The following is a 16,064-nucleotide window of genomic DNA, read 5'->3' as shown; positions in this document are numbered from 1 at the left end:
GCCGCCATGCGCAAAGCCATCCTGTCGCTCGCCCTCGTCGCCACCCTGACCACGCCGGTTGCGGCGCTGGCGCGTGCCCCGGCGCCAGCAAAGCGGACCGCCATTCCCGCCGCGATCTTTACCGATCCACCGCAGGACAAGGCGCATCCGGCGCGGATGGAAACGCTGCATATTCCCACGGGCGGCGTTGCGGTCAACGGCGTGGCCTATCTTGCGGTCGGCGCCGGGCCGCACCCGACGGTGGTTATTGCCCACGGCTTGCCCGGCATCGAAAAGAACCTTGATCTGGCGCAGGCGTTGCGCCGCGCCGGATGGAACACCATCACTTTCAATTATCGCGGGTCGTGGGGCAGTCCGGGCTCGTACAAGTTCGCGCAGAACCCCGAAGACCTCAGCGCCGTGCTGGCGTTCCTGCGTGACCCCACCAACGCGGCCAAGCTGGGCGTGGATACGCGCCACCTTGCCGTGATCGGCCACAGCATGGGCGGCTGGACCACCGCCATGGTCGGCGCGCAGGACAAGCAATTGTCCGGGCTGGTGCTGATCTCTGCCGCCAACATGGGCCTGATCGGCGCTATGCCGCACGATGCGCTGCTGCGCTTCATGAGCGAGAACATGGAAACGCTGGCCTCGACCCCGGCAACGCTGACCGATGAACTCGTCGCCAATTCGGCCGCGAACAACTGGCTGGCCAGAGCCGATGGGCTCAAGGACACCCCGCTGCTCGTCCTGACCTCGGACGACGGACTGGCAGGGCAGGGCGAGGCGCTCGTCGCAGCCGTCCGCAAGGCGGGTGGCACGAAGGCCGTTACCGCGCATGAAGCGACCGACCACAGCTGGTCGGACCGCCGCATCGCGCTGGAGGCGCGGATCATCCGTTTCCTGCAGCCGCTGTTCAAATGAGAGCGATCCGCGATGCGGGTGGCGCATCGCGGATCTGGTCTGTTTAGCGCTTGGTCGCGGTGTCGTACCAGCCCGCGATATCTTCATGCAGCTTGGGCAGGACGGCGGGGTTGAGGTAGATCATGTGGCCGCTTTCGTAATAGCGGCTGGTGATGTTCTTGCGCAGCGGCTCGGCCAGCATCAGGTGGTCGATGTCGTATTCGGTGGCATAGAACTGGGTGGCGGCATCAAAATAGCCGTTCAGGAACAGCACCTTCAACGTCGGGTTTATGCGCATCACATAAGCCAGATCAAGCCCGGTATCGGGAACTTGCGCGGGCCAGCGGGTGCCGGGCGCGCGGTGCTTCCAGTCCCAGTCGAAGTCCTTGTCGCGCGCCGACACCTTGTAGGGCATGTCGGTCTTGTACCCCAGCGTGCGCGCGACATAGCTCTGGAAGCTGCTGACATAGGCGCCGGTGGTGGCGGTGCTCGCCGCATCGTCCTCTGGCTCCGCCGCGTTGGCATCGCCGACGTTCAGCAGGTAGCGGGTATCGAGCCGCCCGGTCGCCACGCCACGATCGCGCAGCAGTTCGGTCTGGAACTGCTCCAAGGGAATGCGCAAGTTGGCGCGGCGGACAAAGGCTTCCGACAGGCCGGTATAGGCGGCAAGCTGGCGCGCGGTGGCGGTCAGTTCATCGGCGCTGATCGCCGTGCCCTTGGCCAGCGCTGCGGCATAAGGCCCGGACACCCAGCCGCGCACTTCGTCGATGAACTTGGCCAGATCGGCAGGGCGGTTGGCGATGCGGTTGTGATACCACGCGGTGGCCGCGTACGTCGGCACCATCGACAGCGGGCCAATGTCATAGCCGGGCAATTCAACGCCGTAGTTGAGGATGGTGGACAGCATGACGATACCGTCAAGGCTCAGCCCCCGATCCTCAAGCTGGGCGGCGACCGCACCGTTGCGCAGCGTGCCATAGCTTTCGCCGAACAGCACCTTGGGGCTTTGCCAGCGGTTGTTCTTGTCGACATAGCGGATGATCGCGCGGGCAAAGGCCTCCGCATCCTGATCGACGCCCCAGAAGTCCTTGCCGGTCTTGTCGCCAAGCGGGCGCGACCAGCCGGTGCCGATGGCGTCGATGAACACCATGTCGGTCTTGTCGATCAGCGAATCCGGGTTGGGCTTGAGCGCGTATTGCGACGGAGCGACATACGTCGGGTTCTCGGTCGACACGCGCACCGGCGAGAAGCTGCCCATGTGCAGCCAGATCGAAGCCGAGCCAGGACCGCCGTTGTAGAAGAAGCTGACCGGCCGGTTCGCAGCGCCGCCATCCTTGACGTAGGCGGTGTAGAACACGCTGGCCGAAGGCTTGCCGTCGTCATCGCGGATCGTCAGCGTTCCGGCCGTGGCGGTGTAGCCGACGGTGCCGTTGCGCAAGGCGACGCTGCCTTTGCTGACGGCGGCCTGCTCCTCGACTGGCGGGCGTGGCCATGCCTTTTCCGCTTCGGCCTTGAGCACATCGGCACGCGGCTTTGCCGCATCGGCGCTCTTGTCGTCGGCATGGGCTGGCATGGCCGTGAGGGCCAGCAACATAAACGCGGAAATGACTGCACGCATCCGGGGGGAAGTCCTGTCTTGGTTTCGTCTGCAACGGGGCTGGCAGGCGACAGGCTGTCTCGCAAGTGCTTTTCGTCTCGGCTGCGCAATGCGCGGTCCGAATGCACGAACGGGCCGCTCCCGAAGGAACGGCCCGCTGCATGACACCTTGCGGCGCGAATGAAATCAGAGGTGTTCGAGCACGTATTCGGCCGAGCTGACCTTGAATTCACCAGGTGCTTCGACATGGACCTGTTCGACTACACCGTCGTTGACGACGAGCGCGAAGCGCTGGCCGCGCAGACCAAGGCCGAAGCCCGAGCCATCGAGCGTCAGGCCCAGTGCCTTGACGAAATCGGCGTTGCCATCGGCCAGAAGCGTGACGTCGGGCGAGCCGCTGGCGGCGCCCCATGCCTTGAGCACGAAGGCATCGTTGACGGCCGTGCCGACGATTTCGTCGATGCCAGCGGCCTTGAGTTCGGCAGCCTTTTCGACGTAGCCGGGCAGGTGCTTGGCCGAGCAGGTGGGGGTGAAGGCACCCGGCACCGAGAACAGTGCAACGCGCTTGCCGGCGAAATAGTCGGCACTCTGCACCGCTTCGGGCCCGTCCTGCGTGGCCTTGACCAGCTTCACGTCGGGCAATTTGTCTCCAACCGCGATCGTCATCCCCAGGTATCCTTTCTATGCGAGTATTGGCGTGGAGAGATATAGGCAGCGCGTGTGACAGCGCAACCACGCACCGCCACCGATCGCGTGCGAACTACTCATATAAAGTTTTCTTTATATAAAGTTTGCGCGGGGTAGCTCGAATGGCTATTGCCGACCAAGAGCCGACCCGTTCACCGGGTCGAACACCGATTCAAATTCAGCCATTCAGGAGATTTCAGCGTGGCCAGCGTGCTCGAAGCCGAAAAGGATTACGTGATCGCCGATATCGGCCTTGCCGAATTCGGTCGCGCCGAAATCGCCATCGCCGAAACCGAGATGCCGGGCCTGATGGCACTGCGCCGCGAATTCGGCCCCTCGCAACCGCTCAAGGGCGCGCGGATCACCGGGTCTTTGCACATGACGATCCAGACCGCGGTGCTGATCGAAACGCTGGTGGCGCTTGGCGCGCAAGTGCGCTGGGCGACCTGCAACATCTATTCGACGCAGGACCATGCCGCCGCCGCGATTGCCGCCGCAGGTATTCCCGTGTTCGCGATCAAGGGCGAGACGCTTGGCGAGTACTGGGACTATGTCGGCCGCATCTTCGACTGGGATGATGGCGAGGGCCAGACCGCGAACCTGATCCTCGACGATGGCGGCGACGCCACGATGTTCGCACTGTGGGGCGCGCGGCTGGAAGCGGGCGACACCATGCCCGAACCTTCGAACGCCGAGGAAATCGAGTTCCAGCGCGCGCTCAAGGCCTTTATCAAGCGCAAGCCCGGCTACCTGACCATCTCGGTCGCCCACATCAAGGGCGTGTCCGAAGAGACGACGACCGGCGTTCATCGGCTGTACCAGATCGCCAAGGACGGCAAGTTGCCGTTCCCCGCGATCAACGTCAACGACAGCGTGACCAAGTCGAAGTTCGACAACTTGTACGGCTGCAAGGAATCGCTGGTCGACGCCATCCGCCGCGCCACCGACGTGATGCTGGCCGGCAAGGTCGCCTGCGTTGCGGGCTTTGGTGACGTGGGCAAGGGCAGCGCTGCGTCGCTGCGCAATGGCGGTGCGCGCGTGATCGTCACCGAAATCGATCCGATCTGCGCATTGCAGGCCGCGATGGAAGGCTATGAAGTGGTCACGATGGAGGACGCGGTGACCCGCGCCGACATCTTCGTCACCGCCACCGGCAACGAAGACGTGATCACCGCCCAGCACATGGCCGCGATGAAGCCGATGAGCATCGTGTGCAACATCGGCCACTTCGACAGCGAGATCCAGATCTCGGCGCTGTCGAACTACAAGTGGACCGAAGTGAAGCCCGGCACCGATCTGGTCGAGTTTCCCGCTGAAGATGGCGGCGCGGGCAAGCAGATCATCATTCTGGCCAAGGGCCGGTTGGTCAACCTGGGCTGCGCCACCGGCCACCCCAGCTTCGTGATGAGCGCCAGCTTCACCAACCAGACGCTGGCCCAGATCGAACTGTTCACCAAGGCGGCGGATTATGACAACAAGGTCCACGTGCTGCCCAAGCATCTGGATGAAAAGGTCGCGGCACTGCATCTCGAAAAGCTGGGCGTGAAGCTGACGACGCTTTCGCCCAAGCAGGCCGCCTATATCGGCGTTACGCCGGCCGGACCGTTCAAGCCCGATCACTATCGCTACTGATCCGATCGGTCGATTTTCGTGCGTACATGCCGGACGCGTCCACCATCATGGGCGCGTCCGGCATTGTGTTTCGGCGCATGACTGCCTAGCCAAGGCACGATGTTGCAGAACCAAGCCGTACTTGTCCTGATCGGTCTGCTGCTGGCCGGTTGGACCGTGGCCGCAACCTGGGTGATGCTGTCCGCGCGGGCGCGGTTGCGCAGGGCCGAAAGCGGGCAGCGGCAGGCCCGCCGCCTTTCGCGCATGATCGAGGAATCGCCCGCGCTGCCGCTGCTGGTGCGCGCCGACGGGCGGATCGAAGGACCGCCCAGACTGGCCGGCTGGTTCGGGTTTGAGGCGATGCCCGGCTTCCTTTCCGAGTTGGATGCCCCGGATCGCGGCTTCGATGAAGTGCAACTGTCGCGTCTGGCTGACGCCGTGCGCAAGGCGCAGCGCACCGGAACGCCATTCCGGCTGGTGCTGCGGGCGCGCGGCACGGACAAGAGCCTTGGCCTGCGCGGTCACCTAGCCGATCCGCAAGTCTCGCCGGGCGGCGCGGCGCTGGTGTGGTTCTTCGACTTTTCGGACAGTGAGGCCGAACTGCGCAGCCTGCGCGCCGAGGCGGCAGAGGCGCGTTCGGACTTTGCGGGGCTGTCCGGCCTGATCGAGGCCGCGCCGCTGCCGATGTGGTTCAGGGGCCGGGATATGCGGCTGCGGCTGGTCAACAGCGCCTATGTCAAGGCAGTCGGTTCGCGCAGTGCCGAAGCAGTGATTGCCGCCGATGTCGAACTGGTCGAACCCGATCAGGGCCTTACGCCTGCGCAAGTGGCGCGGCAGGTGCGCGACAAGCGCGCGCCGGTCGAGCGGATCGTGTCGGCCACAATCGGCGGACAGCGGCGCACGATGCGGGTCATCGACCTGCCACTCGGTGACGAAGGGGTGGCCGGATACGCGGTCGATATCGAGGAAATGGAGGAACTGATCCGCCAGTTCCGCCGCTTCCGCGAAGCGCAACGCCAGATGCTCGACACTCTGTCGGCGGGGATCGCGCAGTTCGATGACCGGCGCAATCTGGTGTTCGCCAACCAGCCGTTCCTGCGCCTGTTCGCTATGCCGCAGGCGTGGGTGGTCGATACCCCGCCGTTCGACCGCGTGCTCGATCGGATGCGCGATGGTGGCCGCCTTCCCGAAGTGCGCGATTTTCCCGAATGGCGGCGCGAACGGCAGGGCTGGTTCCTCTCGCGCGAACCGCGTGAGGAGCCCTGGCACTTGCACGATGGCACCCACTTGCGCGTGATCGGTCAGCCGATGCCCGATGGCGGGCTGCTGATGATCTTTGAGGACCGGACCGAGCAACTGCAACTGTCTGCGATGCGCGACACCTTGCTGCGCACCCGCACCGCCACGTTCGACAACTTGTTCGAATCGCTTGCGGTGTTCGGGCCAGATGGGCGGCTGCAATTGTGGAATCGTCGCTTTGCCGCCGATTTCGTACTCGACGAGGCGTTCCTCGATACCCATCCGCGCGCCGACATGCTGCTCAACCGGCTGGCAGGCCTGCTCAAGCGCCCGGCGCAAGTGGGCACCATCGGGCAGGTGATCCAGTCGGCCACGCTCGACCGCAAGCAGATGAGCGGCCGACTGGCGCTGGCCGACGGCCGCTACTTCGAATTTGCCGGGGTGCCGCTGCCCGATGGCAATGGGTTGCTGACCGTGCTCGACATCACCGACTCGCAAAAGGCCGAAGCCGCGCTGCGCGAACGCAATGCCGCGCTGGTTGAGGCGGACTCGGTCAAAACCCGCTTCATCGCCAACATGAGCTATGAATTCCGCACGCCGCTGACCTCGATCGGTGGCTTTGCCGAAATGCTGCAGGGTGGCATCGCCGGGGAGCTGCCGCCAAAAGCACAGGAATACGTCGCGGCAATCCTCACCTCGGTCGAACGGTTGGGTGAGCAGATCGAGAACGTACTCGACTTGTCGCAAAGCGAGGCCGGGACGCTGCCGCTGGCGCGTGAGCCGGTCGATCTGTTCGCCTTGCTGAGCGAGGTTGCGCGTGAACGCGCCGAGCGGATCGCGGCGGCGGGGCTTACGCTCGACTTGCGCGGTTCTTCCGCCATCGGCACCGTCACCGGCGACGACCGCCGATTGCGCCGGGCGTTTGGCCAGTTGCTCGACAATGCCATTGCCGCCACGCCCGAAGGCGGGCGCATCCTGATCGACACCGGACGGATCAAGGGCAAAGGGAAGGGCGGCGGCATCCAGGTCGTGGTCTCCGACAATGGCCGGGGTATGGACGGCGGCCAGTTGGCACGCGCCTTTGAAGGGTTGAAGGTCAGCGCCGATGGCAAGACGATCGAGCGGCGCGCCGGCCTTGGGCTGCCGCTGGTGCGCCAGTTGATCGAAGCGCATGGCGGCACCATAGAATTGCAATCCGAGCCCGGTGGCGGCACCAGCGCCATCATCGCTCTGCCGGGAGCCTGACGTGATCGCCACCATCGACCTGCCTGATCTGGACGCCACCACCGCCTTGGCCGCGCGCATCGCTTCACGGCTGCGCGCGGGCGATGTCGTGGCGCTGACCGGTACGCTGGGCGCGGGCAAGACCACGCTCGCTCGCGCGGTCATCCGCGCGCTGGGGCATGAAGGCGAAGTGCCCAGTCCCAGCTTTGCGATCATCGAACCCTATGATCCGCCGCAAGTTCGCCTGCCGGTGATCCATGCCGACTTCTATCGTCTCAAAGACCCAGCCGAACTCGCCGAAATCGGTCTGGACGACTATCGCGAGGGCGCCGCGCTGATCGCCGAGTGGCCCGACCACGCCGGTGGCTTTGCGCATGAGGCGGGCTGTCTGTCGATCTGCATGGAATCCGACGAAAACGGTCGCCGGGCCATTGTCGAGCCCGGGCAGGATTGGCTAGAGCGAGGGTCATGGAATTGACAATCCCCGATAGCGCCCCGGCTTTTCTCGCCGATGCGGGCTGGGCCGGAGCAACCATCGAGCCGTTGCCCGGCGATGCCTCGTTCCGCCGTTATTTCCGCGTCGAGCGGGCTGCGGATACCGCGATGCTGATGTATGCGCCTCCGCCGCAGGAAGACCCGCAGCCGTTCGTGCGCGCGGCCCGCTGGCTGGATGACAACGGCTTGCGCGCGCCGCGTATCCTGCATGAGGCAGCCACCCATGGCTGGGTGCTGCTGCAGGATTTCGGCAATGTGCGGATGCGCGAGTATGTCGATGCCTGGCCCGAGGACGAAGAGGCGGTCTATCGCACCGCCATCGATACGCTGGTGCAGTTGCACCGGCTGCCGGGCGGTCCGTTCACCCAGTATTCGCTGGCCGAGTACCAGCGTGAGGCCAAGCTGTTCGTCGACTGGTTCTGCCCGGCACGCGGATTGTATGTCGATGGGCGCAGTTGGAACGCGGCTTGGGAGGAAGTGCTCGCGCCGATCCTGATCGCCCAGCGCCCCGGCGTTACCGTGCTGCGTGACTATCACGCCGAAAACATCATGCTCGACGGCGGGATCGAACGGCAGGGCCTGCTCGATTTTCAGGACGCGCTGGTCGGCCATCCGGCCTATGATCTGGTTTCGCTGTTGCAGGATGCGCGGCGCGAAGTGGCCCCCGAACTGGAAGCGAAGATGTTCGATCACTACTGCGAACGCACTGGCGCCAATGACGAGTTTCTGGGCGATTACGCCCGCCTTGGCGCCCAGCGCAATGCCAAGATCATCGGCATTTTCGTGCGCCTGTGGAAGCGCGATGGAAAGCCACGCTACCTCGACTACATCCCGCGCGTGTGGGCCATGCTGGAGCGCGATCTGGCGCACCCGGCACTGGCCCCGGTGGCACGCTGGTTCGACCGCAACATTCCCGATGAATTGCGCGATCCGGCGGGCGTGCTCGGCGGAAGGTTCGAACGATGAGCGACGCTGCCGATACCTTCGGGCAAAAGCCGCTCGCCAGCGACGTGGCGATGATCCTTGCAGCAGGCATGGGCAAGCGCATGCGCCCGCTGACCGCGGCCCGGCCCAAACCTCTGGTCCGCGTCTGTGGCAAGCCGTTGATCGACTATGCGCTCGACAAGCTTGAGGAAGCCGGGGTCGCACGCACGGTGGTCAACGTGCATTACCTTGCCGACCAGATGACCGCACATCTGGCAGCGCGGCAGGCTCCTGCCATTGCCATTTCGGATGAGACCGAGGGCTTGCTTGAAACCGGCGGTGGCTTGCTGCACGCGCTGCCGCTGATCGCGGCGGAGACGTTCTTCAGCCTGAACAGCGATGCGATCTGGCTCGATGGGCCGCGCAACGCCTTTGCCGCGCTCAGCGATGCCTGGGACGAGGAGCGGATGGACGCGCTGCTGTTGCTGGTCAGCCATGCGCAGGCGTTCAACTATGACGGGCGCGGCGATTTCCACCTCGACCAGTTGGGCCGGATCACCCGGCGCAAGCCTGGCCGCGTGGCGCCGTTCATCTTCACCGGCATTCAGCTTGTCTCGCAGCGGTTGCTGCGCGATGCGCCGGATGGGGCGTTCTCCACCAGCGTGTTGTGGGATCGGGCGATCGAGGAAGGTCGGCTGTTCGGCATTTCCCATACCGGCTTGTGGTATGAAGTGGGCACCCCGCAGATGATCGGGCCGACCGAACTTGCCCTGACCCAGCTTTGACATGAGCGGGGCTGGCGTGGCCGATGATGACCATGGGGTTGGTCAAAAGGACGGCAACGTCGCCGATGGCCGGCATCGGCCGCAGGTCTATTCCATCGCCGCGCACCGGGGTTTTGCCGACGCGCTCGTCGCCGGTCTGATCCCCCGCTACCGCGAAGAGGCGTTCGGCCTTGCCCGGTTGACGCTGCTTCTGCCCAGCACCCGCGCGGTGCGCACCGTGACCGAGGCGTTCGTGCGGGCAAGCGCTGCGGATGGCCATGGTGGCTTGCTGTTACCGCGCATGGCCGTGGTCGGCGATCTCGATCTGGACGAGACGCTGGGACCGCTGCTCGATCCGCTGCGGGCAGGGGCCGACGTTCCGCCCGCCATCGATCCAGTGCTGCGCCTTTTGCGCATCGCCGATCTGCTGCGGGGCGAAGTGCCCACCGGGACCGGCGAGGCCAGCCTGCTGCGTCAGGCGCGCAATGTCGTAGGGGCGATCGACCGGTTGGGCGTCGAGGATGTCGATTGCATGCACCTGCTTGATCCCGATCTGGTCGGGGTTGTCGGGGAACTATCGCAACACTGGAAGGACAATACCCGCCTGTTCGCCGCCACGCTGATCCGCTGGCAGGCCGAACTGGACGAGCGCGGCGCGATCGATCCGCCCGTGCGGCGCAACCGGTTGCTGCAGCACATCGCTTCGGCGTGGGCGCAACAGCCCCCGGCGCACCCGGTGGTGGCGGCAGGGGTCACTTCGGCGTCGCCCGCGGTGGCAAGGCTGCTGCGCGTGGTGGCAGAGCTTCCCCGGGGCGCGGTGATCCTGCCCGATCTCGATCTGACGCTCGACCAACCGGTGTGGGATGCGCTGGGCCTTGCCGGGCAACCGCGCGAGGCGGGCGGGCCGGTGTTCGGGCGCGGTGATGCCACCACGCACCCGCAGTATCACCTCAAGCTGCTGCTCAACCGCATGGGGCTGGCGCGCGACGAAGTGCAGCCATGGCACCGTTCGGGCCTTGCCGCCGCGCCACCTGCGCGCAGCCGGGCGATCTCGAACTTGTTCCTGCCACCCGAAGCGAGCGCCAAGTGGGCCACCTTGCCTGCCGAACAGCGGCGTTTGTCGGGCGTCCGGCTGATGGAAAGCGCCCATCCGGACGAGGAGGCGCAAGCCGTTGCCGTGCTGGTGCGTGAGGCGTTGGCAGTGCCCGAACGGCGCGTGGCGGTGATCACGCCCGACCGCGCGCTGGCGCAGCGCATTGTCGCGCATCTGGGGCGCTGGAACATCCAGGCCGACGACAGCGCGGGCATTCCGCTGGCGCAGACCGCGCCGGGACGGCTGCTGCTCCATCTGGCAGACACCTGGGCCGAGGCCGCCGCGCCGGTGCCGTTGCTGGCGCTGCTGGGCCATCCTCTGGTGGCCAGCGGGCCCGAGCGCGCCGACTGGCTGGATCATGTGCGCCTGCTCGATCTGGCGTTGCGCGGCCCGCGTCCGGGGCCGGGCACAGCAGCCATCGGTGCCCTGTTGACCGCACGTCGCAAGGACTTCCCCCAGCTTGAAAGCTGGTGGCCGCACGTCGAAGCCTTGCTGGCGCCGCTGCTGATGCTTGAGGGCGCGGTGCCGCTTGACGCCACGCTGGTGCAGCTTGCCCAGACGGCCGAGGCGCTGTGCGGAGAGGCGCTGTGGGCGCAGCCTGCCGGGCGCGCGCTGGCCGCCTTTGTCGAGCAATGGACCGCCGCTGCCGCGCAAGCCAGTCTGACCGCACCGCCCGCCGAAGTGGCCGCACTGCTGCGCGATGCGCTTGGCGAGATTGCGGTGCGTCCGCCCTATGGTGGTCATCCGCGCCTTGCCATCTATGGTCTGCTTGAGGCGCGGATGAGCCGTGCCGATCTGGTGATCTGCGCCGGGCTGACCGAGGGTAGCTGGCCGGGCGCGCCCGCGACCGATGCCTTGCTGGCGCCTGCGGTACTGCGCGCGCTGGGGATTCCCGGCGCCGATTTCCGCATCGGCCTTGCCGCGCATGACCTTGCCGGAGCGCTGGGGGCGCCAGAGGTGGTGCTCAGCCATGCCCGGCGCGATGCGGCGGGTCCGGCAATCGCTTCGCGTTTCCTGCTGCGCATCCATGCGATGCTTGGCGACCATGTGGCGATCGAGGCTGATGCGGTGCGCCATGCCCGCCGACTTGGCCGGGTGGACATAGCGGTTGCCCCCGCGCCGCAGCCCAAGCCGATGCCATCAGCCGAACAGCGCAAGGTCGATATCGCGGCCACTGCGCTCGACCGGTTGCGCGGAGATCCCTATCAATTCTACGCCTCGGCCATCCTCAACTTGCGCGCGCTCGATGCGCTTGATGCCGCGCCCAGCCCGGCGTGGAAAGGCACCGCCGTGCACGGGGTGCTTGAAGCCTGGCACGAAGCGGGCGCTCCGCCCGGCGGGCTGGTGGCCGAAGCCGAACGCCAGCTTTCCGCGATGAGCGGCCATCCGTTCATGCGCGCGCTGTGGCAACCCCGTCTGCTTGAGGCGCTGCGCTGGATCGAGGAGCGGCAGATCGCCTTGCAGCAACAAGGGCGGATTGTGGCCCTTTCCGAGAAATGGGGTGACATCCAAATCAAGGGGGTCCGCTTGCACGGCAAGGCCGACCGCATCGACCATTTGCCCGACGGCAAGCTGGCGGTGGTCGATTACAAGACCGGCAAACCGCCGTCGGCCCGGATGGTCGAACAGGGTTATGCGCTGCAACTAGGCCTGATCGCGCTGATCGCCGAACGCGGCGGCTTCAAAGAGGCCGACGGGGCGGTCGACGGCTTTGAATACTGGTCGCTGGCGCGCAAGCAGGGCAACCCGGATTTCGGCTATTGCGAGGAGCCAGTGCTGGAAGGCAGGCGCAAGTCGGGCCTGCCACGCGATGAGTTCGTCGCCCGTACACTCGATTATCTGGAAGATGCGATCGATCGCTGGATCCTCGGGAACGAGCCCTTCACTGCGCGCCTCAACCCCGATCTGCCGGGCTATTCCGACTACGACCAGTTGATGCGGCTCGACGAATGGCAGGGCCGGGCAAACCGCAAGGATACCCCGGCATGAGCGTGAAGGTCTATCCGCTCAAGGACAACCAGTTGCAGGCGGTCGCGCCGGAGCGGACGGTGTGGCTGTCAGCGTCGGCGGGCACCGGCAAGACCCAGGTGCTGTCGGCGCGGGTGCTGCGTTTGCTGCTCCAGCCCGGCGTCGAACCCGATCAATTGCTGTGCCTCACCTTCACCAAGGCGGGTGCGGCTGAAATGGCGACCCGCGTGAACGAAGTGCTGGCGCGCTGGGTGCGGCTTGATGACACGCAACTGGCGATCGATCTGAAGGCCATCGGCGCGCCGTTCGATCCTGCCACCGTGCAGCGCGCGCGCAGCCGTTTTGCCGCGGTGCTCGATTGTCCGGGCGGCGGCTTGCGCATCGGCACGATCCACGCGTTCTCGCAGTGGCTGCTGTCGGCCTTTCCGGTTGAGGCAGGGCTGCTGCCGGGCACGCGCGCGATGGAGGATCGCGACCGCGACCTGCTGTTCCACCGCGTGCTGGCCGACTTGCTGGTCAGCGCGCAGGACCGGGGCGACGACACCCTGCTCGATGCGCTGGCATTGCTCAGCCTGCGCTATACCGAGGTGCAAGTGCGCGACTATCTGTTGCGCTGTGCCGCGGCGCGCGACTTGTGGCATGGACCCGGCGCTTGGCAGTCCCCACTGCGGCCGCGCATAAACCGCGTGCTGGGGCTGGCTGCGGATGCCGACGCCGATGGGCTGGCCGCGATCTTTGCCGACGATGCGTTCGACGTGCGCTCGCTGCGCCGCTGCCACACCGCGCAACTGGCGTGGAACACCGCCAACGGGGCCAAGATGGCCGCACCCATCGGCGCTTGGCTGGCGGCCCCGGCGGCTGAACGCGCGCAGACCTTCGACGCCATGGCCAAGGCCCTGCTCAACGACAAGGGCGAGCCGAAATGGCTGAGCAACCTGCTCAAGGTCGATGGCGACTATGCCGAATATGCCGGGCGGGTGATCGCCTGCATCGAGGAGGCGCGCGAATGGCTGGCGCGGCATCGCCTTGCCGATCTGCTCGAACCCGCGCTCACGCTGGGGCAGCGCTTTGCGCTGGCGTGGGACGAGGCCAAGCAGCGCGAAGGTTTCATCGATTTCGACGACCAGATTCGCGCCGCCGCCGCGCTGCTGACGCGGCAGGACAGCGCCGAATGGATCCGCTTCAAGCTCGACCGCCGGTTCGATCACGTGCTGGTCGATGAAGCGCAGGATACCAACAAGGCGCAGTGGCGGATCGTGCTTGACGGTCTGGTCGATGATTTCTTCAGCGGTCAGGGCCAGCACGACGACGGTCCCGATGGCGAGGTGCATCGCACGCTGTTCGTGGTCGGTGACTACAAGCAGGCGATCTTTCGTTTTCAGGGCACCAGTCCCGAAAACTTCCGTGACGCGCGCGATCGGGTGGCAAAGCAACTGGGCGAACTTGCCCAGGTGCTGGACGATCCGGCGCGCGACCTGCTCGATCTGGGGTTGGGCAGATCGTACCGCACGGCGCGGCCGATCCTCGACTTCGTTGACCGTGCGATCGACGCCATCGGCCCCGAAGCGATCGGCCTGAGCGGGCCGCGTGAAGCGCATGTCGGCGAAGAGCGCGCGGGCAAGGTCGTGTTGTGGCGCGCGGTCGGCCATGATGATGGCGAGGATGCGGCCAACCTCGGCGACGAGGTTGACGACTCAGACGGCGATGATGGCTGGCTGTCGCGCCCCGACCGCGCGCTGGCCGACACGCTGGCGCGTCAGGTGCGCGGCTGGCTGGAACGCGGCTTTCCGCTGGGCAAGGGCGAGCCGCGGTTGGCCGGGCCCGGCGATGTCATGATCCTAGTCCGCAAGCGCAAGGAACTGGCTGGGCTGATCGTCGCGCGGCTTCATGCGCAAGGTGTGCCGGTGGCCGGGGTCGACCGGCTGCGGCTTGGCGCACCGTTGGCGGTCAAGGACTTGCTGGCCGCATTGCGCTTTGCCGCGCAGCCGCTCGATGACCTGAACCTTGCCAACCTGCTGGTCTCGCCGCTGATCGGCTGGACGCAGGAGGAGTTGCTTGCCCATGGCTGGCGGCCGCGCAAAGCTGCCTTGTGGGAGCACTTGCGTCAGCTGGATGCGCCTCTGGTCGGCGAAACCCGCGAACGGCTTGGCGCGCTGCTGGCGCGGGCGGACTATGTCTCGCCCGATGCCCTGCTGCACTGGCTGCTGGTGGGGCCATGGGATGGACGCCGGCGGCTGGTGGCACGGCTGGGCGAGGAAGCGGCCGATCCGATCGCCGAATTGCTCAACGCGGCGATGGCCTATGGCGCGGCGCATCCGCACAGTCTGGTCGGGTTCCTCAACTGGTTCGACGCAGGCGATGGCGATATCAAGCGCGAAGCCGGGGGAAGCAACGGACTTGTCCGGGTGATGACCGTCCACGGCTCGAAGGGATTGCAGGCGCCGATCGTCATTCTGGCCGATGCGGCCGACGATCCCGACAAGGCGATGGTGCGCGGGCTGGAACTTGATGAGGTCGTGCTCGATGCGCGCCGTCCGGTGCCGCTGCCGCCGCTGCGCAAGGACGAAAAAATCGCAGCCGTGCGCGCGGCCGAGGATCTTGCCCGCGCCGAGGAACGGCAGGAACACTGGCGCCTGCTCTATGTCGCGATGACCCGCGCCGAAGAGGCGCTGTTCATCACCGGCGCGCTACCGGCCAGAGTGGATGAACCGCCCAAGGACAGTTGGTACGCCCGGCTTGCTCCGCTGTTTGCCACCGACCACTGGATCGACGATCCGTTGTGGGGTGGCAGGCGCGAACTGGGCAGTCTGGCGGAGTGGCCCAAGGGCGTGCCGCAGATTGGCCTGAAACCGGCCATCATGCCAGCCCCGGAGCCGTTGCCGGACGTGCTGACCGTGCCGGTTGGCCCGGAACCACGTCCGCCGCGTCCGCTCGCACCCAGTTCGCTGGGCGACGAGACTGCGCCCGATCCGCCGGTCAAGCCGGGGCCGCATGCCATTCAGGCGGCGCAACGCGGCACGCTGATCCACCGGCTGATCGAGCGCCTTCCTGACCTTGGGCCAGAGCGGCGCGAGGTGGCGGCGCTGGAATGGTTGAAACGCAATGCCGCGCAGTTTGCCGAAGGCGAGCGGCAGGACATGGCGCGCGCCGCGTTGCAGGTCGTGACGCATCCTGACTGGCAGGATGCGTTCGGGCCCGGTTCACTGGCCGAAGTGCCGCTGGCCGCGCTGGTCGAGGACCGGGTAGTCACAGGCACCATCGATCGCCTGCTGATCACGCCTACGCATGTGCGGATCATCGATTTCAAGACCGGGCGCCGTCCACCAGTTCGGCTTGAGGACATTCCAGCGGCCTATTTGCGCCAGATGGCGGCGTACCGCGCGGCCTTGCGGGTGATCCATCCGGGCAGGATCGTCGAAGCCGCGCTGCTCTATACCCATGCCCCGGTGCTGTTCACGCTGCCCGATGCGCTGCTCGACGCGCAAAAGCTGGGCCTTTCGGGGCCGGAGGAAACCTTTTCCGCCTGATCGGTTGCGCCTTGCGCGCCGCACCCTAGATTGCAGGCAACAATTCGGATCGT

General features: G+C 66.2%; 10 protein-coding genes. 8 read left to right on the top strand and 2 right to left on the bottom strand.

Annotation, left to right across the window (positions count from 1 at the left end):
* Positions 1–6: 6 nt before the first annotated feature.
* The gene (locus tag LDN95_RS00455; protein ID WP_226015656.1) at positions 7–903 is read left to right on the top strand and encodes a S9 family peptidase; all 897 of its coding nucleotides are present in this window, start codon (positions 7–9) and stop codon (positions 901–903) included.
* Between the two features lie 43 nt (positions 904–946).
* Here LDN95_RS00455 and LDN95_RS00450 read toward each other — a convergent pair whose 3' ends face one another.
* The gene (locus LDN95_RS00450) at positions 947–2,455 is read right to left on the bottom strand and encodes a S10 family peptidase (protein ID WP_226015655.1); all 1,509 of its coding nucleotides are present in this window, start codon (positions 2,453–2,455) and stop codon (positions 947–949) included.
* Between the two features lie 210 nt (positions 2,456–2,665).
* Positions 2,666–3,145, bottom strand: a complete 480-nt coding sequence (locus LDN95_RS00445; protein WP_226015654.1) for a peroxiredoxin — start codon at positions 3,143–3,145, stop codon at positions 2,666–2,668.
* A 222-nt stretch (positions 3,146–3,367) separates the two neighbouring features.
* On the opposite strand from LDN95_RS00445, the gene ahcY reads away from it, so the two are divergent.
* From ahcY to addA, 7 genes are all read left to right on the top strand, one after another.
* Positions 3,368–4,798 carry an adenosylhomocysteinase gene (gene ahcY / locus LDN95_RS00440; protein ID WP_226015653.1) on the top strand — a complete coding sequence of 477 codons (1,431 nt, stop codon included), beginning with the start codon at positions 3,368–3,370 and terminating at the stop codon, positions 4,796–4,798.
* Between the two features lie 99 nt (positions 4,799–4,897).
* Entirely contained in the window at positions 4,898–7,261 is a 2,364-nt protein-coding gene (locus LDN95_RS00435; protein WP_226015652.1) for a PAS domain-containing sensor histidine kinase, read from the top strand.
* 1 nt (position 7,262) lies between these two features.
* Positions 7,263–7,718 (top strand): tRNA (adenosine(37)-N6)-threonylcarbamoyltransferase complex ATPase subunit type 1 TsaE, encoded by a 456-nt coding sequence (tsaE, locus tag LDN95_RS00430; protein ID WP_370631625.1) that lies wholly within the window; start codon positions 7,263–7,265, stop codon positions 7,716–7,718.
* Entirely contained in the window at positions 7,709–8,701 is a 993-nt protein-coding gene (locus LDN95_RS00425) for an aminoglycoside phosphotransferase family protein (RefSeq protein ID WP_226015651.1), read from the top strand. The genes tsaE and LDN95_RS00425 overlap by 10 nt, the downstream gene beginning before the upstream one ends.
* On the top strand, positions 8,698–9,444 hold the full coding sequence (locus tag LDN95_RS00420; protein WP_226015650.1) for a nucleotidyltransferase family protein: 747 nt from the start codon (positions 8,698–8,700) through the stop codon (positions 9,442–9,444). The genes LDN95_RS00425 and LDN95_RS00420 overlap by 4 nt, the downstream gene beginning before the upstream one ends.
* Before the next feature lies 1 nt (position 9,445).
* On the top strand, positions 9,446–12,505 hold the full coding sequence (addB, locus tag LDN95_RS00415; RefSeq protein ID WP_226015649.1) for a double-strand break repair protein AddB: 3,060 nt from the start codon (positions 9,446–9,448) through the stop codon (positions 12,503–12,505).
* A complete protein-coding gene (gene addA / locus LDN95_RS00410; RefSeq protein ID WP_226015648.1) occupies positions 12,502–16,011 on the top strand; it encodes a double-strand break repair helicase AddA in 3,510 nt (1,169 codons plus the stop codon). Before addB ends, addA begins: the two co-directional genes overlap by 4 nt.
* Positions 16,012–16,064: the final 53 nt, after the last annotated feature.

It is taken from the genome of Novosphingobium sp. FKTRR1, from assembly GCF_020404405.1.
Taxonomy (GTDB): Bacteria; Pseudomonadota; Alphaproteobacteria; order Sphingomonadales; family Sphingomonadaceae; genus Novosphingobium.
The sequence above is the reverse complement of the archived record's forward strand: the minus strand, read 5'-3'. Positions and strand labels throughout refer to the sequence as shown.

Coding starts and splice junctions, on each gene's coding strand:
- addA (WP_226015648.1), top strand. CDS start 12,502: ATGAGCGTGAAGGTCTATCCGCTCAAGGACAACCAGTTGCAGGCGGTC.
- addB (WP_226015649.1), top strand. CDS start 9,446: ATGAGCGGGGCTGGCGTGGCCGATGATGACCATGGGGTTGGTCAAAAG.
- LDN95_RS00420 (WP_226015650.1), top strand. CDS start 8,698: ATGAGCGACGCTGCCGATACCTTCGGGCAAAAGCCGCTCGCCAGCGAC.
- LDN95_RS00425 (WP_226015651.1), top strand. CDS start 7,709: ATGGAATTGACAATCCCCGATAGCGCCCCGGCTTTTCTCGCCGATGCG.
- LDN95_RS00455 (WP_226015656.1), top strand. CDS start 7: ATGCGCAAAGCCATCCTGTCGCTCGCCCTCGTCGCCACCCTGACCACG.
- LDN95_RS00435 (WP_226015652.1), top strand. CDS start 4,898: ATGTTGCAGAACCAAGCCGTACTTGTCCTGATCGGTCTGCTGCTGGCC.
- LDN95_RS00450 (WP_226015655.1), bottom strand. CDS start 2,455: ATGCCAGCCCATGCCGACGACAAGAGCGCCGATGCGGCAAAGCCGCGT.
- LDN95_RS00445 (WP_226015654.1), bottom strand. CDS start 3,145: ATGACGATCGCGGTTGGAGACAAATTGCCCGACGTGAAGCTGGTCAAG.